Raw genomic sequence first — 18,739 nt, 5'->3', positions numbered from 1 at the left:
CAAAGCTCTCGCCGACTACCTCACCAAGGTCACTCCGCCAGCCACTGAGAATCAGCGAGAGACTTAAGCGTGCGATTTCCGGCGCATCACACTAGGGCCGGATCCGCCGGACACCCCCTGGGCCTCCGGCACGATTCTTGCCACGATGCGCCCCACCAGGCCCTCCGGAATCTCCACGCCGGGCAGTACGCCGTCCAGGACGCCCGGCAGTGTCCGGTGCTCCAGGATCAGCCCGAGCATCGCGAGGTAGAGCACGGTCACGGTCTCGTCGCCGCCGGGCAGCCCGGCCGCCCGGTGGAACTCCATCGCCTCCTCCAGGTCCCCGCGCACGGACCTGGTGCAGGAGGCGCGGAGCTCCGGGCGCCGGGTGGCCTCCAGACGCGTCTCCAGCAGCGCCAGATGGTCCGTGCGGTCGCGGGTGGCCCGGGCCAGCAGGTCGTGCATGAGCGCCGTGACCAGTGAGCGGTCCTTGGGCCGCTGCAGCAGTTCGGTGAGCACCTCGGGGTCGGGCGCGGGACGCACGCGCAGCCGGGTGCCGATCTGGCGCGGCAGTTCGTCGCGGCTGGTGAGGTAGTTCGAGGCGGTGCCGACGGGAACCCCGGCCTCGGTGTCCACCGCGCGGAACGTCAGCCCTCGCGCCCCCTCCCGCGCGAGCGGAGTTGGGCATCTACCTGTGCGGTGGTTCGCAGCTCGCGGGCGAACTGGCCGACGAGATCGACGAAATCGTGGTCAAGACCTACCCGGTCGTGCTGGGCACGGGCATGCCGATGTTCGGCAGCGGATTCTCCGTCGCCCGGTTCGGCCTCGACGAGGTCCGCACCTTCGGCAACGGCGTGCTGGTGCGGACGTACCGCCGGGAGCGCTGAGAGCCCGCCGGTCCTACGCTGAAGGCATGGACGGTGAGGAACACGTCTGTCCCGTCTGCGGTCAGCCCGTGCAGACGGTCGTCCGGCGGCACAAGACCCTCGGGGCCTGGGTTCCGGTGTGGGGGCCCGGGCCGTGTCGGAACCCCGCGTGCCGGGCGGGCGCCGAACCCGCCGGTGACCGGCCCGGCGAACCGCCCGCGAAGACGTCCCGACCCGCGCAGGATCCCGGACCGACGGAAGGGGCCTGACGATTCCCGGCCCGGGCCGTGCCAGGACTCCCGCCGACACGGAGAGGCGACGGGCGCCGGCCGGCCGACGGCCGGGAAGCGACGGGCGCTGCCGTGCGGGCCGTAGCGTGGCGGCGAAGTCCGGTCGGGCGGGGAGGCGTTGGCGTGAGGGATGCCGTGGGACGGCGCAAGAGGGTGTGGCGGTGGGCCGTGGCCGGGTGGGTGCTGGCGGTGACCGTCGGTGGCGGGCTCACCCTGTGGCTGCAGGACGACACGCATCCGCCAGAGCCGCACGTCTGGCAGAACGCCGACCCCGGTACACCCTAGGGGGTGTCGTTTGGATCACCGCGGACTCGCGGTGATCCAAGGACCTTCACCCCGCGGCGCGTTCCATGAACCGCAGCAGGTTGCCGGCCGGATCGCGGAAGGCGCAGTCACGCACCCCGTACGGCTGGTCCATCGGCTCCTGGACGACATCGGCGCCGTGCTCCTGCACCCGGTCGAAGAGCGCGTCGCAGTCGGCGGTGGTGAAGATGACCCCGCGCAGCATGCCCTTGGCCAGCAGGCGGGCCATGGCCTCCTTGTCGGCCGGGGAGGCGTCCGGGTTCGCGCCGGGCGGTTCCAGGACGATCTCCACGTCCGGTTGCAGCGGCGATCCGACGGTCACCCACCGCATCCCCTCGAAACCGACGTCATTGCGGACCTCCAGGCCCAGTACGTCACGGTAGAAGGTGATCGCCTTGTCGTGGTCGTCGACGGCGATGAAGCATTGGCGGAGTTTGAGGTCCATGCCCTCACGCTAGGGCGCGGGCGGCGGTCCCGCTCGCCCCGGGCGGGTGAAAGCCCGGGCCACGCACGGCGGGATCACCGCGCTCTCGTCGTGCGGGCGTGCCCGGTAGGCGCTCGGAGTCTCGCCGACCAGCTCGGTGAAGCGGGAGCTGAAGGATCCCAGTGACGTACAGCCGACCGCCAGGCACACCTCCGTCACGCTCAGTTCGCCCCGTCTGAGCAGCACCTTCGCCCGCTCGATGCGCCGGGTCATGAGATAGCTGTACGGCGTCTGACCGAAGGCGTCCCGGAAGCTGCGCTGGAAGTGGCCCGGCGACATCAGCGCGGTGCCCGCCAGCGTGGCCATGTCGAGGGGCTCGGCGTACTCGCGGTCCATGCGGTCGCGAGCACGGCGCAGCCGGCGGAGGTCGTCAAGCCTCATGGCCGCCAGCATGACACGGGCCGGGGGCGTCGTGCCCCGACCGGGGCAGGCAGGGTCCCCTCACTTCGACGGAGCCTTCGCCTCCAGTTCGCCGGGCATTGGCCTGTGCTTGCCTGCCTCGGAGGATGGACCACATCACGTTCTGAGTGGCGGTCGTCATCGTCACCGCGCTGGCCTTCGACTTCACCGACGGATTCCACGACACGGCGAACGCGATGGCCACGTCCATCGCCACCGGTGCGCTGAAACCGAAAGTCGCCGTGCTGATCAGCGGCGCTCTGGACGTCGGCGGCGCGTTCCTGTCCACCGAGGTCGCCAGAACGATCTCCGGGGGCATCGTGAACGACACCTTCGTCACCCCGGGAATGATCTTCGCGGGGCTGGTCCGGGCGATCCTGTGGAACCTGCTCACCTGGCTTGCCGGGCTCCCGTCGAGTTCCTCGCACGCCATGTTCGGCGGACTGATCGGCGCCGTGTGGGTCGGCGCGGGGGCCGACGGCGGGCACTTCGACAAGGTCGTCGAGAAGGTGCTGATCCCGGCGGTGGCCTCGCCCGTGGTCGCCGGCCTCGCGGCCCTGCCGGCCACCTACCTCGCCTACCGGCTCACCGACCGGGCCCGCAGGGAGTCGGTGACCGGGGGATTCCGGCTCGGCCAGATCGCCTCGGCGTCGCACCTCCTCTGCGACACCCTGTGGGGCCTGGGCGCCTCAGCCGCCCGAACCTGGCTCGCCGTCTCGGGCCGACGTCTTTCGGTGATCGGCGGCGCGGGCGGCGTCGCACTGATCGCGCCGGGCGTGACGGTCGCCGCGATCCGGACCTGATCCGAAGCGCCAGAAGCAGCCGGTGGCAACGAAGTTGGGGTCCGCTTCATCCGGCGGCCCCGCCAAGACCGGCCTGGTCCGGCCCCGTTGGCTCTGGACGTCTCCGGGCACACAAGACCGCACCCGATCCGTCATGGACGCCGTGTTCGGCGGGCTGCGGATCGGGTGCGGGCAGGGAGACGCAGACGCTGCAGGTAAGGACTTTGCAGGTCAGAGGGCTGATCGGAGATCAGGCCTTCTTGGTCTCCTAGTAATGGGCCGGGTCGGTGACCTGCGGGGATGTTTCCTGTGGGGCGCTGACCTGGCCTTTTGGCGATTGGTGGCGATGGGGTGCGACGGTCGTTAGCGGGTGTCCTGCGGACTGTGTGCGGACTGGGCCGGGACGGATGCGATATCACTGCACGGTTCTGAACGCTCCGCTACGGTGAGCCGTACGGCCGCTGATAGCACGATGCCACCGAGGAACATATGGACGAGTCTGTTGCACCGGATGCTGCTCGGCCCGGGGGTGAAACGGCATCTGGACCCGCTGCTGCTCCCGAGGATGCGACGGTCGGAGGCGACATCGCTGCAGCCGGTGAAACTGAGCGAGGATCGAGCACCTATGCGACCGGCGGTGGTGGTGTTTCGTTTGCGCACCGCGTCGCGGCTGTCTATCTCGCTGGCATGTTGACTGGCGCACGACGGACGGAGGTATCTGAGCTGCCGGTCCGGAGGGTGTCGTTCCAAACCGGTCCGGCGCACCCGGTGGACGATCTTCTGATCGAATGCGGCGATGCGGCAGCCGAGGTCATCCTTGCCGTGGCATGTCGAGCAACGCCGAACTTCGTCCAGAGCCATGGCGACACGGTGAAGCTCGTCGGGTCCATGCTCGCCGAGGTCGAGAGGTTCGACGCCGACACTCACCAGGTCGCCGTAGCGACCGCCGGTCGGTCCGATCAGTGGGACCAGCTCGCAACGCTCTGCGGCATCGCGCGTGCTCATGCCGACCCGGAGTCGTTCCAAGCGTCCATGGACGTCGATCGCCGCTGGTCCAAGCCGGTGCGTAAGCGGCATGAGCATTTTCTGGAGATGGTCGAGAAGGTCGTCGAAGACGACACAACGCAGGAAGAGATCCTGCGGCTGGAGTGGCGGCTGCTTGGCCGGCTGCACATCCTCGGTTTTGCGGTTCAGAGCCCGGACGAAGGCGACCGCACAGCGGTCGCGACGTCGCTGGACAGCGTGGCCTCGGCTGCCGCCGACGGGGTGGTGGTCCGGGACCGTCTCGAGGTCGAGGCAACCCGCTACGACGCGACTGGCGCTGTGGTGGACCTCAAGGTGCTCCGCCGTGACATTCACGTGGTCTTGGACTCGGCTACGACTCGAAGTCGGCACGCGTGGTCGGTGCTTGCTGAGCAACGCAAGTTGGCCGTTGCCGGTGTGCGGGCCACTATCGGTGATGAGTCGTCCGGAGGGCCGGTCGAGATCTCGTTCGCCGACCGCCGCGAACGACTCGCTCATGCCCTGCGCGAGGCCGGTACCCGTGCTTCGGCTTTGTTGGTATCTGGCGAGTCGGGCATCGGTAAGAGTGCGCTGACTCTGTCGGCCGTTGCAGAGTTGGAAGCCGCAGACCCCGCCGGGTTCCAGGGGGCGGTGGTGAACTTCCGTGGCATGCCGCAGTCGAGTTTGGAGCTGCGAGCTGCGCTCGGGGTTTCGCTGGAGGACGTGCTCGCGGAGATATCGGCACCTTCTCGAGTACTGGTCATCGACGCTGCTGATGCTGCTCTGGAGCGGTCTGCTGGCCTGTTGAGTGACCTGGTGCTGGCCGCGGCTGCGGCGGGTGTTGGGCTCGTTGCGGTGACATCTGACGTGGCACTGGGTTTCGTGCGGGAGCAGGTGGAGCTGGGGTTCCCGAAGTCCATTTCGTCTTTTGAGATGCGGCCGTTGGGCGATGAGGACATATCCGTCGTCTCAGACCACTTTCCGCTTTTGCGTACGGTCCTGCGAGACCTGCCCGTGAACTCGCTGCTGAGAAGGCCCGTTGTACTGGATCTTCTGGCTCGAACCGGGGCGGAGCCAGATAGCTCACTGGGTGAGTGGGAATGCCTTGATCTGGTGTGGAGCAGGATTGTGCGGGGCGATGGGCGGCCCGGTGTCGGCTCGGCGGAGGCACGCGAACAGACACTGCTCGCGGTAGCCGCAGAGACCATGAAGCTGCCCCAGGACCGTCGACCTGGCGCAGGCGTCGATGCCGCAGCGGTCGACATTTTGCGTCGGGATCATCTGCTCGCGCCACCGAGCCGGTATCGGAACCAGCCGGACTTTGCACATGACGAAGTCCGACGGTACGCGACCGCCATCCTTCTCGTCCGTGATCAGAGCCCCGCCGAGTTGCTGCAGGCAGCGGGAGCGCCCCGGTGGGCGCTGTCGGCCACCACTCTTGCGTGCGAGGGACTACTGAAAGCACCGGACGCTCGGCCCGTCCGGAAGTTCATCGAACTGCGCTCGCAGTTTGAGGTGTTCGCGGCAGCACGCGGACCCCGGTGGAGTGATGTTCCGGTTGAGGCGGTTCTGGCGACTCCATACGCGTACGAATGCCTGAAGTCAGCGTGCACGGATCAGGCGGTCGGCCTGGTGCTCGGCGACGTGGTTCGAGTTGTTCAGCAGCGGCATAAGGCGAACGGGCTGGTCGACCGTCTGGTCACGAACCCGGTTGTGCAACTTCTCCTCGATGACAAAAAGCCGTGGGACGTGTCGAAGGAGTCGTTCGAACTGCTCGCGGACTGGCTGCAAGCCCTGTCCCTAGCGGACGTTACGGCTGGCAACGAACTACGAGTCCGGCTTCGGGACCGTCTCGTTGCCTACTGGAACTCGTTCCCTCTACGCAAAATCAGCGAGGACATACCGTCTGGGTGGAGGTCGCAGCGTCGGCGACGCCGACGCGAGCTGGATTACCACCTGACGAAGGAAGAGTTCGTCGAAACGTTGGCCCTGCTCGGCCCGGACATCGATGATGCCGCCGAAGCATGCCTTCGGGCCATCGCGGACGATGCGCCAGCGTTCCTGGCTCCGGCTGTGGACTCGCCGTTGAGCGCCCGAGCCTTGGCGCAGAAAGACCCAGAGCTATTGGCGACGTTGATGGCGGCCTACTACATCGACGATCAGCCCAGCTGGCACCGAGATGAGGGTGTCCGAGGGCATCAGGGCCGATGGACCGGTTTCGGAGCACCCTTCTTCCAGTACTACTTCGGTGGGTTCTGGCAGCTGTTCCAGACAGCGCCGTTGCCGACATCGGTGCGGGTGCTGAACGACGTCCTGAACAGCGGTGCTCGGGCGCGCGTAGCGACGCTGTCGCGGCTTAGGTCACCTGACGCGTTTGCTGGGCCTGTCCGGGCCCGGGACGAAAGCGCCGATGGCGAGACGGATAGCGCAGAGGGTGAAGACCGCGGTGCGGTTCTGAACCTTGACGGCACCGCCCGCCTGTACGTCGGCGACAGCCACGTGTGGAGTTGGTACCGGGGCACGTCAGTTGGCCCATACTCGGCTATGAGCGCGCTCCAGGCGATGGAACGTCTTGCTGACACATGGTTGAGTCAGGGGGCATCACCGAGGTTGGTTGTCGAGGCCCTCTTGAACGGCTGCGAAAACCTGGCGATTCCGGGGATGCTATTCGGTCTGCTAGTGCGCCACATTGAGAAACTCGGCACCGAGCTCGACCTTTTCCTCGCCGAACCTGTGGTTTGGGAGCTGGAGTTTGGCCGCAGGACGAGTGAGTACGTAGGGCTGCGTGCAGCAACTGAAGGACTCGCAAACCTTGAACGTCGCCAGTGGACGCCGCGTGAGGTAGCCATGTGGCTGATGGTGCACGGCGGGAAGGAGCGTGCCCAGGCTTTGAAGAAGGTCGCCGACAAGCTTGTCGAGAATGGCGACCGGCTGGGCATTAGCCAGGAGCGTACGAAGAACTGGGCCGCTACCCTGGACCCGGAGCAATATCGGGTTAAGCAGCATGGTGATGAGGTCTACATCGAGGTCGAACCACCGCTTGAGCTGCAAGCAGCGCAAGAAGCGCACGCGGCTCACCAGGAGGTCGTGCAGACCAGCCTGCGCCTGCAGAATCGGTACTGGGGCTCGACCAAGCACGACGCCGAGTACGTGCCGCCCTCGTCGGAGGAGATCGCTGCGGACCTGGCGGCAGGACGTGCCTTGGTCGAAGCCGATGAAGACCTGATGCCGAGTCGGCCTGTGGACGCCGTTGCCCATGTCGTTCGAGCTGCGGTCGAACGAGCCGCCGCTGGTGATATGGAGGCGCTGGGCAACGAAGAGCAGTTCGTAACTGAGTTCGTCATCGGAATCGCATTGTTGTTCCGGGAGGCCGAGGACCAACGTCACGAAGACCAGTTCTTCGATCTTGGTGCCGACCGAGCTGCGGCTCAAGCCTTGCCGGCGTTTCTCACACCCGCACTGGCAGGGCCGCTGGAAGCAGCCAGCGGCTCGATCGAAGATGTTGCCGAGGCCGGCCATGTGATGGCAGGCAAGGCGTCCTTGGAAACTCGGCTGTACCTGGCGCGTGGATGCGATGTCGTCTGGAGGTCCCCGTGCCACTTCGACTCTTGCATCCACCGGACCGCGTTGAATTGGCTGCTTGAGACCGCCCGTGGCGCAGAAATCGGTCCGTGGGACCAGAACGGTCAGCGACGGCCGAATGTCCAGATTGCTGGCGACGTTGCCGAACGGCTCCAGGAACTATCGGGTGACTGCGTTGATATCGCGGTTCTGGACGCGGCCATTCGCGGGCTCGGGGCAGCTGCGTCGGCGGACCACTGTTGCACCGACGACGCAGCTACGCTCCTCGCCGCGTTTCTCGACGTTGAGCGACGTGCCATGGTTGTGCACAAGAAAGAGGGCTGGACCGCGGACGACCGCGGGACGCACACCCTTGTCGCCGCACGGGCCCTGCTCGAATGCTTCGCGAAGGACGGTGACGCCGGACCGGTGCTCGAACACCTCGACGTCCTTCGCGCAGATGCAGGGCTGATGTCGAATTTTCTCCACGGTCTTGCCGCGGCAGGTGCAGAGAACGAACGCTTGGCTGAAGCTGCGCGAGGTGTCTGGCCGTCGTTGCTGCGCCATGCTATTGGCTACCTAAATGATGACTCGAGCCCCTACCGTGACCATCATTGGGGCGATTGGGCTGCCGCTGCCCTGCTGCCGGACCCTCTTCCGTGGACGCAGGGCCTGTACAACGAGGTCGTCGGCGAACCCGTCGACTGGGTCCGCGCTGAGGACCTAGTCGAATCGATCGACGATTGGCTGCCGACTGCTCGCGGGGAGGCCCAGTCCGTCGACGCGCTCATCGGCATCCTGCGGAAGCTCCCGGAGGAAGTGCAGGCTACCCGTGGCGTGCATTGGGTTTCTGACCTCTGCATTCAAGATGGACGTGTCACGGTCAAGCGGTCGTGGCTCTCGAACAACTGGCTCAAGGAAATTCGTAGGACGGCCGAAGAAATCGGTGAATTGGACGAGTGGCAAATGCTCGTCGATTCCTTGGTCGTCGCCGGAAACGAGGGACTGGCGCCATATAGCAGGTAATGACTCAGGGCCTGCCCGATCTCTCGCGAGACTTCCGGGCTGCGGGAATGGCCGATCATGCGGGTATGTCACGCCAGCAAGGGGCAGCAAGTCGCGAGGGTTTGCATTCGGCGACTGGAACGCGCGATGGCATTGAGTAGGGAGGAAACGCCCTTGGTTCCTTGATTACGCGCGAACGACCTTGGCTGGCGTACGCCTATTGCGCACGGATGCCCTTAAAATAGTCCGGCTGCTATTGCCAGCCGTCAAGGGAGACTGCTGGGCCTCCCCCTAGGTAATGGTGGAGGGCGCTTGACGTGGTGTCCACGAAGTTTTCGGGGATGGCGTCGGCGTCGACCCAGCGGACCTGGGCGTGCTTGCGAGGTTCGCGGTTTTCGGGTTTGCCGACCCATTCGTGGGCGGCGAAGACGACCGTGAGGAATCCGTTTGGGGCTTCGACGCCCCAGGCGCCGTGGATGATGTGGGCGACCTTCAGGGCCTCCGGCTTCACGGTCAGGCCGGTCTCTTCGTACAGCTCGCGTACGGCGGTTTCGGTGATGGGCTCGCCTGGTTCGCTCTTACCGACGGGGAGGTCCCACATGCCCTGGGCGAACTTGGCGTTCTGGCTGCGCTGGAGGAGGACGACGCGGTTGGTTGCCTTGTCGTGGACGATGACGGCCGCGACTAGCAGGGTCATGGATTCGAGGGCGGGCGGCAGAGCTTTGGGCTGCTCGTCGGTGGTCCGCTGAGCCACGGCTTGTGTCCCTTCGTCGGCCGGATGGGGGCAGCTTAGCCTCGACCGTTCATGAGTCTCCGTCAGCTTACTGACGGGGCTTTGTGCCTGTGTGGTGGGGCCTTTTCGAGGCTGAGGAAGGCTGGAGGCTCGGCTTTCGTGTCGGGTGGGAGCCAGGTTCCACTTCGTCGGTGGGATGGTGAGGGATGTCGGAACGTTCGAAATTACTGGTCAGCCGGGGTTTGGCAGGGTGTGGTGCCTGTCGGTCGTGTGGGTGATAGGTCGGTCAGGGCCATCGGGTGGGAAAGCTGAGCCAGCGGCGGCAGCCGGTGGTGACGAGCTGGGCGGCGGCGGAGAACAGCCGCAAGCGGAGCTTCTTGACCTCTCAACGGCGAGCCTCGCGCGGCGCGGAACGCGGTGAGCGCGTTCGGCCCGGACGCGTCGAGCGGGTCGACGAGACGGGAGACCGTCGGGTCGAAGTCCACCGGACCGAACACCGCCGGCTCGGCCCGCAGCATGCCGACGTCGGCCAGACAATCGCCGCCGAGCACGAGGGCCAGGGCCACATCCAGCGGGATCTTTCCCGGATCGTGTACAGCCCGTCGCTTGCGCCATGGCGCAAGCGACGCCGATATCGCGCTGTCCAGGCCGGACTTGCGGACCGTCTCGACGAGCAGCACTGAACCGGCCCGGGCAACCACCCCGCGACCGCCACTTCCGACACGGACACGTGGGTAGGACCCGCTAGCTTTCTTTACCTGGGAAGTGCCTCTTCGCTACCACGTACAGGACCCTCGGCAAGTCCTATCGTTGCAGCTCAGGGACACTTTCTTCTTTCCCGACCACCTGCCGGACGGCATCTCTCATGAAAGCCCGAGGTTGGCCACAGAAAGCGAAACGGTCCACCGACTCCGTCGGCGGACCGTCATGCAAGATCGAGGCTAAAGAGCGGCTGCCTGCCTTCGTAAAACGCCTGGCTGGACATTCACCACGGGTCCTATGATTTGGGGGCGGTATGCGGCAATGGACGTGGAGCGAGGGGAAAAATGAGGGTCTGCTTCCTTGTGGATGAGAGCTGGAGTGACGGTGGCGCGTGGGGGTGGCCGGTCATTCGCGAATCCGTACTACGCGCGTATGCGGCCGCCACCCCTAGGCATAGGCGACACGCTCGTATCAGCCTCGGAACGCTTCTCCTGTGGGACCTCGGAGGAGGGAAGAGGATAAAAATCTCCGACGCGGTGGAGAGTATTCTTGGCGAGCGCTGGGCGGTGTGGAGCACGTTTTCCGTCCCGGAATTGACCGAGAAGGCAGGGAGCACCAGGATTGCAGGTATCGCGATTGACTCCCTGACCCCGGCTGATGCGCGTGCGATGCATGTACGGCTGAGAGAGGCTGACTGGTACCTGGGGGCGGTTGAAATCATTCCGTCTGTGCCCTCGCACATGGTTATTTTCCTGAATTCGATGCCTACTCGATTCCGAATCTTTGGAGACTCCCTCTATGTGTTCCATCGCAAATGGGAGACGGAAGTCGAGGATAACCGAGATCACGGTGAATTTAAGGAATTGAAGGCTTCCGGAATCTTCACAGATGTCCAATGGGAGGACTCTGGGGTGCGGGAGACAATCTTTGATCCCTTTCGGGACGTGGAGGATTTTCGCAGGCTGGGGGAGCTAGATGAACTGATCATGGGTCAGTTCTCATCTGCGCTCGGTGAGACGCTGATCAGGTGCGCAGATGCTGACCCAAACCTGATGGAGCGGCTTCATGGGGCCTTGAAGGCTTTCGAGAATCACGAGTCTTCCGAGGGGTTGGCGCACGTCTCCCTTTCTTGTAGGAGGTTCACGGAAAAGCTCGCCGACTGCCTCTACCCGCCGCGCGATGAAAAGGTCAATGGCCGGAAGGTCGGAAAGGCGGAGTACCGAAATCGGCTGTGGGCGTACATTGCTGAAAATGTAACCTCCGACACGACGCGGCAGCTCCTCATGGCGAATATTGAAGATCTTGGGAACAGGATTGATCGGCTGGATAACCTGAGCAACAAGGGGCTCCACTCCGAGGTGTCCACCTCCGACGTAAACCGCCTTCTGTTGTCACTGCTCGTCGTGGCCCACGATCTACTCACGCTGAGCCCTCCCGGCGGCACCTTCCGGTATGACCCGTACGGGAAGCGCATTCGCCAGATCGTAGAGGGTGACCTACTACGGTCTAACCGAGAAGAGGAACAGGACTAATTAGGCCAGCGCTTCGCGTGCCCGGCGGGCGAGTTCGGCGGCTCCGGGCACTTTTCGGCGCTGGTAGATGGAGAGGGTGGAGCGGAGCGAGGTGATCGCTTTGCGCGTGCGGTCGGACGTCATGCCCTCCATCAACAGCAGGGCCCGTGACCAGGCAGCTACGGCTTCGTCGGCGCGGGCCTGGGCGGCGAGGCTGTCACCGAGGTCGGCGTAGGTGAGGGCGTGGACGCGCTTGTACTTCTCGGGGTCCCAGCGCACCAGGGCGTCGCGGTGTTGTTGTTCGGTGCCGATGTGGTCCGCGAGGTCGGTCAGGGTGCGCGCGGTGTGGCTGGCGACGGTGCCGGCGGCCGGGCCGCTGACGCGGGAGTAGCTGGGCTGGGGGCCGTCGTCGCGCAGGAGGGCGTCTTCGGCTGCGAGCAGGGCGCGGGCCGCCGCGGGCTTCGCGCCAACCGCGGCGTAGGCGCGGGCGTGGGTGATGTGCAGCAGCGCCTCGGTCTGGCCGTCGACGTGGCCCAGGCCGCGGGTGAGGGCGCCTTCGACGAGGTCGACGCAGTGGTGGGGCTGTTTGAGGCTCAGTGCCTGGTGGGCGAGGGCGCGCATCATCCAGGCGGCGTGGCCGCGTGGGTCGGCTTCGCAGGCGAGTTGGTAGCCGACCTGGTAATAGCGCTGGGCGGCCCCTTCCTGGCCGAGGTCGTGGTGCTTCCACCCGGCGAGGTACGCGAGTTCGGCGACGGCACCGAAGGCCGCTTGCCGTAGCGCTTCATTCGAGAATCGGCCGCGGAGCATGGGAGCGGCGGTGTCGGCGAGGTAGGCCGTGACCGTGGTCAGGCCGTGGCCGCCACCGAGCCGTTCATCAGCCGCGCTGAAAGCCGCGGTGATCTGCCCTACGACGTCCACGTCCTCCATCCCGACCAGGGAGCGGCCGGTGCGGGCCCGCAGCATGCGGGCGGTGGCCTCGTGGTCGTAGAAGAGCGGCATGGCCACCCCGGCCGTGGTGAAGGCAGCCACGGCAAGGAAGCGGCGGCGTTCGACGTCGGCACGGCCCAGATCGGTGGCGGCCAGAACAGGATCGGGCTCCTGCGCCACCGTAGTTTCGGGTGCTCGAAGGCCGATCTCGACCAGAGTGACGGGGCGGCCTGTCCGGCGGGACAGCGCCTCAGCGAGGTACTGGCCGGTCCGGCCGGTCGGCTGGCGTGTGCCGTTCACCCAGTGGGAGACGGCCGACTTGTTGGTCTGGAGGATCTCGCCGTTCTCGGCCGCGATGCGGCGGATGTCCTTCGCCAGAGCCTCGTAGGTGCAGCCGATCGCCTCGATGACGTCACGCAGGCGGGAGTTGGGACCTCTCGGCGCTGCTGCCACGATCGCCTCCGCTCAGGAGCTGTAAACCGCGTATACCGCTTCAACTGCCTCTCACCGTACCCACTGTGCGTGACGGAGGGTTCACTAAACATCAGCCGCCCGGCCCCGGTCCGACACCGTGACCAGGCTCCCCCCTTCGGCCGGGCGGCCCCCGAAGTTCCGTACGCCTACACCGGGTTCGGGCATTCCTGTGTCCGAACCCGGCCGATCAGAGACGGAGACACGGTGACCACCATCGACACCACGGCCATCACGGTTGTACTGCCCGAGGCGTTCGACGAGCGCTGGAGCCGCCTGCCCGGCATCCAGGTCGACGGCCGGCGCATCACCATCGACCCAGCCGAGTACTTCTTCCGCTTCGAGTCCAACACGTGGCTCGTCGCCGATTGGGAGCTGGTCAAGTCCCAGCTCCTGGACGTGGAGGAGACCACCCAGAGTGCGGTCGAGCAGCTCGCGCTGGACTTCATCAAGGCCCACGCCGCCTCAACCTCGGACGCCGCCCGAGTCCTGTCCACCGCGTACGAGGTGTACGCCTACCTGTTCCGCGACGAACACCTCGCCAGCCTCGGTCTGCCGCAGATCACCGCCGAGCACCTGCGGATGCTGCGCGAGGCGGCCACGCTGATGGCGCTGAACAAGGTGGAGCTCGACGGGCACATCTCCAACGTCGGCCCGTGCTGGTTCTTCCCCGCCGCCACCTCCGTCATCTTCGACCTGGACGACGAGATGGGCGGGACGCTCGACGAGGTCTACCACGGCGGCTGGTTCAACGAGCACCGCCGCATCGAGTCCATCAAGGCCCACGCCGCCCTCGGCGGCCGACTTGTGCACGGCTGCCAGTCCGTGCCGGACCAGTCCGGTGGCGTCGTCGCGCCCTACGGTGCGTCGATGGCCGCCTTTCGCGACGACCTCGCGGCCTTCAAGGCCGGTTGGATCGAGCAGGTCTACGCCCATCGCGTGAGCCCTGCCGCATAGCACCCGACTGCACGCCAGCTCCGGGGCGGGCCGGCACCTCTCGCCCGCCCCGGACGCCCTAACTTTCCTGGAGTCCCCACGTGACCGCGAACCCCAGCGCCGAGCTCGTCGACAACCTGCTCACCATGGCTGGACGGACCACCGCCGTGCGCGAGGAGGTGCGCGTGTGGTCCATGTCCGGTGTCGAGCGCCTGACCTTCCCCGACGCCAGCACCGTGATCTTCAAGTACGCGAAGCGGCCCTTCGACAGCGAGGACCAGGCCCTTCGCCTGGCGCACACGCTCGGCGTCCCCGTCCCGCAGGTCCATGCCTCCGCCGTCCTGGACGGCTGGCTCGGCATGCTCATGGAAGACCTGGCCCCCGCCGTCCGCGACGCCGACGACCTCGACGGCACCGCCGCGGCCGTGGTCCTGCACGGCACCCATACGGCTGCCGCCCTGCCCGTCCTCGACCAGGCCCGCCTCCGCTCACTGCCGCACCGAGCACTGGAACACCTCGCCCAGCTCCGCAAGGCCGAACGCTGGCAAGACACGGACGACATCGAGGACGCGCTCGACCAGATCGCCCAGGCCGGCGAGTCACGCTCGGCCGGTACGACGGTGGCGCCGTTCGGCTGGGTGCACTCCGAGTTCCACCCCACCAGCCTCCACATTGGCCAACAAGGCTGGCGGCTGCTGGACTTCGCCCGCGCCTTCACCGGCCCCGGCCTGCTCGACCTCGCCAGCTGGCACGGCACCCTCGACACCCCCGACCCTGTCCGCCTCCGTGTCTTCCTGGAGCAGTACGTCACCGCTGGCGGCACCCCGGACGCTCTCACCCAGCGCGGCGGACTCACCGCCGAGAACTGGGCGCTGGGCTGGCACCGCATGTGGGCCGTCGAGTGGTTCATGGAACAGTCCATCCGCTGGATCAACGACCCGGCCACCGATCCCAGCTACATCAAGGCCGTACGCCGCCACCTCACCGACGTCCTCCACCTCCTGGAGGTCTGACGTGCTCGCCCAGGCTTCCCCGTGGTATGTCCACGCCTTCCAGCGCACTACGGCCAGCCCCGCCGAGCCGCTGTCGGTACCCGCACGGATGGAATGGACTACGCGGCCAGGCAGCGGGCCCGGCGCCGAGATTCTCGGCTCGGACCTGCGCCGCAAGCGGCTGCTGGAACTCGGCTGCGGCCCCGGTCACAACGCCGCCCACCTCGCCACCCGCTGCGGCGCCCAGGTCACCGGTGTCGATCTGGTCGGCCTGCAGGTCCGCCGGGCCCGGTCGCACTACGGGCGGCTGAACAATCTGACCTTCGTCGCCGGCCATGCCCTGCACTACCTGCAAGCCTCCGACGAGCAGTTCGACGCCATCTACTCCGTCTTCGGGGCCATCGGCCTGGTAGCCCCCGAGCTTCTGCTCCCGGCCATCGCCCAGCACCTCAAACCCGGGCGCACCCTCGCCTTCTCCGTCCCCCACCCCAAGCGCGGCGGCTTGCGACCCACCGCCGACGACCGACCCCGCCGGGACTACGTCACTCTTCCCGACCGCACCCGCCTACCCATCGCCCGCTGGGACTTCGATGCCGACCGCTGGGAGAAACATCTCGACCGCGCCGGCCTCTGGCTCACCTCGGCCCAGGAGTTCCACGACGCCCGCCGCGGCCTCTGGCCCACCACGTTGCTGATCACCGCGCGCAAGCTCTGACCCACACTCCGCCGACTCTTGGGAGAAACCGATGCGCCCGCCCTATCTGCTCCTCGACGTCGACGGCGTCCTCATACCCTTCCCGGACGCCGATGGGACCAGTCCAGCTACCCACGACCGCCACGATGTCGTTCCCACCGGCCGTAGCGCCGACGATCCGGTCACCGTCTGGCTCAGCCCGAGCCATGGCCCCTTGCTCATGGACGTGATACGGACCGGCCTGGTCACCCCAGTCTGGTGCACCAGCTGGCGCCAGGACGCCACCACACTGATTGGGTCGCTCCTCGGCCTCCCGCCTCTGCCATACGTCGACCTCCCGCGTCCGCAGATCACCACCAGCCACCCCAACGGCTACCTCTGGAAACGAGACCATGTCGATGTCTGGCTGAGCGACATGCCTGTTGCTTGGGTCGACGATGACTTCACCGCCGTCGACCATGCCTGGGCAGCAGAGCGCACGGCGCGTGGGATGGCGACTTTCCTGGTCCAGCCTGATCCCCACATCGGGTTGTTGGCCGAGCACATGGCTGAGGTCATGGAATGGGTTGACCGCTTGTCCGTCGTGCCAGCCAGCGAATCCGCTGGTGCTCCTGGAGCCGAAGCAGCCTGAGGTGATCACAGAGCAGGACGTCAACGCCGTCCGAGAGCCCACTGCTTGATCTATCGATGTCGTCCGCGTTCCTCGGGCCTGGAGGCCGGCGTCGTGGCCGAGGGCTGGAGCGCCAGGGGCCGAGAGGACACTCCCGGTGTGCTGCTTCGCTTGCGTGCTGCCTGTGCTCGCCTATTCGGCTGGACGGTGATGCGCCAGTTGAGGACCTCGGCGGGGCGTTCGGCGGTGTCGAGTTCTCGCAGGGCGGCGACTTCGGCCAAGAGACGCCGGGGGTAGTGGCCGGCGGTCTCGGCGCGGGCGAGGGTTGTGGTCAGGGCTGGCCAAGCGGGATCGGCGAGGACGCGTTCGGCCTGGCCTGGGAGGGCTGCGCGCAGATCCTGCTCGAAGCGGCTGATGGTGGCGGCGTGTGGCGCGCGTCGGGTGAGATCCGCCAAGACCGGCGCGGCAGCTTCCTGGTAACCGGCCTGTAGGTGACGGAAGGCTTGCTCAGCCGCGGCGGCCTGTTGCTCGTGGCTGCGTTGTTCGTGCCACTTGGCAGCTGCCCGAGACAGGTGGAGCGCAGCGAAGATCAGGGCGATGGCGAGTCCGCCCGGATCGTGTGTGGCGTAGGCGAGTTCCTTGGCGGCTTCCCGCAGAGCGGTGGCGGCTTGATGGTCGGCCCGGATCGCTGAACGGCGGGCGCGATTGAACACCTGTGCCGCTGCTTGTAGTTCGGCCCGGTGCGAGCCGTGGCTGGCGAGGGCCAAATTGTGGAGGGTGTCGCCGAAGGCATCCAGCTGGCCCTGGGCCACGGCCTCGCCACCTGAGTCGAGGACGGCGTGCGCGTGGCGGATGGCGGTTTCGGCGCGGTGCCACGGCTCGGCCGGGTCCGCCACCGGTTGAGGGCGGTCGGCCAGCTCCTGGGTCGGGAGGCGTTCGCGTAGACGGTTGCAGGACAGGTCGGGGGCGAGCTTTGAGCCGCCGTACCAGACAGGCGCGCCGTTGGCCGTGTCGCCGGGCGCGGACAGGCTGTAGCCGGTCACCTCGCCGGTCTCGGGGCCGAAGCGCGGCTTGACCTGGATGCCGAGGGAGCGCAGCACGGTGAAGTACTCGTCGATGCTTCGTACGGCGGCGGCGACCGCGTACGCCTGCTCGCGCAGCCACGCCCGCGCTGTCTCCTCCCGGCCCTGGCGTTCCGCCTTCGCCCGCTCGGCGCCGGTCGGGGTACGCGGGGCGGTGAGGTCACCGGACTTCAGGCGGCGCAGCCCGAACTCGGCCTCGATCTTGCGGCATTCCAGCTGTGCCCGCCAGCCGTCCCGGTTCGTACGAGGGCGGCGGCCGTCGGCTCGGACGGTGGTGGCCATGATGTGGATGTGGTCGTCGGCGTGCCGGACCGCGATCCAGCGGCACGCCTTGTCGTCTCCCTCGGGGGCGATGCCCGTGGCGGCTACGACGCGGTGGGCAACCTCGGCCCACTCGGCGTCGGTGAGGTAGCGGTCGCCGGGCGCGGTGCGCACCGGGCAGTGCCACACATGCTGCGGTGGCTGCTTTCCGCCGAGCTCCCGGGTGCGCAGGTCGACGTGGTGGTCCAGACGCCGGGCGAGCTGGGTGTAGGTGGCCTCGGGGTCGCGGCCGGGGTCAAGGGCGCCGCCCATGTCCCAGGCGGCCACGATGTGGGGGTCGGTGTGCTCGTCGCGCCGCCCCTTGCCGAAGAGGTAGTTGATCAGGCCGAGCGTGCTGGTGCCGGTGGAGACGTCAGGCACCATGACCGGCCCCTTCCGCCAGGAGCCGGTCCATGAGTGCGTAACTGGCCTGGGCGGCCTGCTCAATGCGGTCGAGGACGGCCTCGGCGCGCTCGGGTATCGCGCCGGAGTGGATGGCTGTCGTGACCTGGTTGAGGTTGGTGCCGATCCGGTTCAGCGCCTTGGTGTGCGCTTCGATGGCTTCCACAAGCGGGCGGATGGGGTCGTCCTCTGGGCTGCCGACCATGTCCGCCTTGCCGAGCGCGACGGCGAGGGCGGCGTCGCCGACGAAGCCGGCGAACTTCTGATGGCGCCGCCTGGCCTCCGCATCGATGAGGCGGACCGCGGTCGGGGTAAAGCGGATCTTCTTCTCCTGGTCGCGTTTCTCGGTGGTGCGTTTGCGGTTCATCCGCGCGGGCAGTGCGGGGGCGCCGGGCTCACGCCACGAGGGCTGCTCAACGGCGGCGGGCGCTTGACGGGCAGAGGGCTCGGTGAGTGGGGTGATGGAGTCGGCGACGGGCTGCTCGGTGCTGTCGGCGGGAGACGCGGTGCGGGGCTCGTTCACCCCCTCCTCAGGCTCGGGCGCCCGCTGGCGCCCGGCCCCCTCTCCCTCCGCCACCCCAGGGGCGGGGGCAAGCGCGGACGAAGCCTCTTTAGGGGCTCGTTCGCTCCAGCTTGCTGCTGTTCGTCGGTCCCGGCTGAACCAACCCCAGCGGCGGGACGAAGAGGGGTTCGTGTCGTTCTCGGTGT

At 67.1% G+C, this 18,739-nt stretch carries 15 protein-coding genes and 3 pseudogenes; 10 read left to right on the top strand and 8 right to left on the bottom strand.

Going from position 1 to position 18,739, the window contains the following annotated elements; translation table 11 throughout:
* Positions 1-63 precede the first annotated feature (63 nt).
* Complete coding sequence (locus tag AB0A61_RS31740) at positions 64-615, bottom strand: TetR/AcrR family transcriptional regulator (protein ID WP_361299933.1); 552 nt, start codon at positions 613-615, stop codon at positions 64-66.
* 38 nt (positions 616-653) lie between these two features.
* Here AB0A61_RS31740 and AB0A61_RS31735 point away from each other — a divergent pair.
* From AB0A61_RS31735 to AB0A61_RS31725, 3 genes and pseudogenes are all read left to right on the top strand, one after another.
* Positions 654-866, top strand: a pseudogene (locus AB0A61_RS31735) (dihydrofolate reductase family protein); the annotation flags it as partial.
* A 26-nt stretch (positions 867-892) separates the two neighbouring features.
* Complete coding sequence (locus tag AB0A61_RS31730; protein ID WP_361299930.1) at positions 893-1,114, top strand: hypothetical protein; 222 nt, start codon at positions 893-895, stop codon at positions 1,112-1,114.
* 144 nt (positions 1,115-1,258) lie between these two features.
* Complete coding sequence (locus AB0A61_RS31725; protein ID WP_361299928.1) at positions 1,259-1,420, top strand: hypothetical protein; 162 nt, start codon at positions 1,259-1,261, stop codon at positions 1,418-1,420.
* A gap of 46 nt (positions 1,421-1,466) precedes the next feature.
* Here AB0A61_RS31725 and AB0A61_RS31720 read toward each other — a convergent pair whose 3' ends face one another.
* Together AB0A61_RS31720 and AB0A61_RS31715 are read right to left on the bottom strand one after the other, a co-directional pair.
* Positions 1,467-1,883 (bottom strand): VOC family protein, encoded by a 417-nt coding sequence (locus tag AB0A61_RS31720; protein WP_361299925.1) that lies wholly within the window; start codon positions 1,881-1,883, stop codon positions 1,467-1,469.
* A gap of 9 nt (positions 1,884-1,892) precedes the next feature.
* Positions 1,893-2,303 (bottom strand): helix-turn-helix transcriptional regulator, encoded by a 411-nt coding sequence (locus tag AB0A61_RS31715; protein ID WP_361299922.1) that lies wholly within the window; start codon positions 2,301-2,303, stop codon positions 1,893-1,895.
* A gap of 146 nt (positions 2,304-2,449) precedes the next feature.
* Between AB0A61_RS31715 and AB0A61_RS31710 the strand changes: the two are divergent.
* Both AB0A61_RS31710 and AB0A61_RS31705 read left to right on the top strand, forming a co-directional pair.
* Positions 2,450-2,974 (top strand): annotated as a pseudogene (locus AB0A61_RS31710) (inorganic phosphate transporter); the annotation flags it as partial.
* Positions 2,975-3,871: 897 nt separating this feature from the next.
* The gene (locus AB0A61_RS31705; protein WP_361299919.1) at positions 3,872-8,692 is read left to right on the top strand and encodes a hypothetical protein; all 4,821 of its coding nucleotides are present in this window, start codon (positions 3,872-3,874) and stop codon (positions 8,690-8,692) included.
* A gap of 232 nt (positions 8,693-8,924) precedes the next feature.
* Here AB0A61_RS31705 and AB0A61_RS31700 read toward each other — a convergent pair whose 3' ends face one another.
* Entirely contained in the window at positions 8,925-9,425 is a 501-nt protein-coding gene (locus AB0A61_RS31700) for an NUDIX domain-containing protein (protein ID WP_361299916.1), read from the bottom strand.
* A gap of 377 nt (positions 9,426-9,802) precedes the next feature.
* Positions 9,803-10,162: pseudogene (locus AB0A61_RS31695) on the bottom strand (transposase); the annotation flags it as partial.
* Positions 10,163-10,450: 288 nt separating this feature from the next.
* Here AB0A61_RS31695 and AB0A61_RS31690 point away from each other — a divergent pair.
* On the top strand, positions 10,451-11,638 hold the full coding sequence (locus AB0A61_RS31690; RefSeq protein WP_361299913.1) for a hypothetical protein: 1,188 nt from the start codon (positions 10,451-10,453) through the stop codon (positions 11,636-11,638).
* On the opposite strand, the gene AB0A61_RS31685 is transcribed toward AB0A61_RS31690, so the two are convergent.
* Positions 11,639-12,997, bottom strand: coding sequence for a tetratricopeptide repeat protein (locus tag AB0A61_RS31685; protein WP_361299910.1), 1,359 nt, complete (start codon positions 12,995-12,997; stop codon positions 11,639-11,641). It abuts the gene before it with no gap.
* 225 nt (positions 12,998-13,222) lie between these two features.
* Here AB0A61_RS31685 and AB0A61_RS31680 point away from each other — a divergent pair, with 225 nt between their 5' ends.
* From AB0A61_RS31680 to AB0A61_RS31665, 4 genes are all read left to right on the top strand, one after another.
* The gene (locus AB0A61_RS31680) at positions 13,223-13,972 is read left to right on the top strand and encodes a hypothetical protein (protein WP_361299907.1); all 750 of its coding nucleotides are present in this window, start codon (positions 13,223-13,225) and stop codon (positions 13,970-13,972) included.
* Positions 13,973-14,052: 80 nt separating this feature from the next.
* On the top strand, positions 14,053-14,964 hold the full coding sequence (locus tag AB0A61_RS31675; RefSeq protein ID WP_361299905.1) for an aminoglycoside phosphotransferase family protein: 912 nt from the start codon (positions 14,053-14,055) through the stop codon (positions 14,962-14,964).
* A 1-nt stretch (position 14,965) separates the two neighbouring features.
* Positions 14,966-15,658: a class I SAM-dependent methyltransferase gene (locus AB0A61_RS31670; protein WP_361299902.1), complete on the top strand. Its 693-nt coding sequence runs from the start codon at positions 14,966-14,968 to the stop codon at positions 15,656-15,658.
* Positions 15,659-15,689: 31 nt separating this feature from the next.
* A complete protein-coding gene (locus AB0A61_RS31665; protein WP_361299899.1) occupies positions 15,690-16,268 on the top strand; it encodes an HAD domain-containing protein in 579 nt (192 codons plus the stop codon).
* Positions 16,269-16,318: 50 nt separating this feature from the next.
* Here AB0A61_RS31665 and AB0A61_RS31660 read toward each other — a convergent pair whose 3' ends face one another.
* Both AB0A61_RS31660 and AB0A61_RS31655 read right to left on the bottom strand, forming a co-directional pair.
* Positions 16,319-18,013, bottom strand: coding sequence for a mobilization protein (locus tag AB0A61_RS31660; RefSeq protein WP_361299896.1), 1,695 nt, complete (start codon positions 18,011-18,013; stop codon positions 16,319-16,321).
* Complete coding sequence (locus AB0A61_RS31655; protein WP_361299893.1) at positions 18,003-18,608, bottom strand: hypothetical protein; 606 nt, start codon at positions 18,606-18,608, stop codon at positions 18,003-18,005. Before AB0A61_RS31655 ends, AB0A61_RS31660 begins: the two co-directional genes overlap by 11 nt.
* Positions 18,609-18,739: the final 131 nt, after the last annotated feature.

Origin of the sequence: Streptomyces sp. NPDC046197 (genome assembly GCF_040646295.1) — a bacterium.
Lineage (GTDB): Bacteria > Actinomycetota > Actinomycetes > Streptomycetales > Streptomycetaceae > Streptomyces.
The sequence above is the reverse complement of the archived record's forward strand: the minus strand, read 5'-3'. Positions and strand labels throughout refer to the sequence as shown.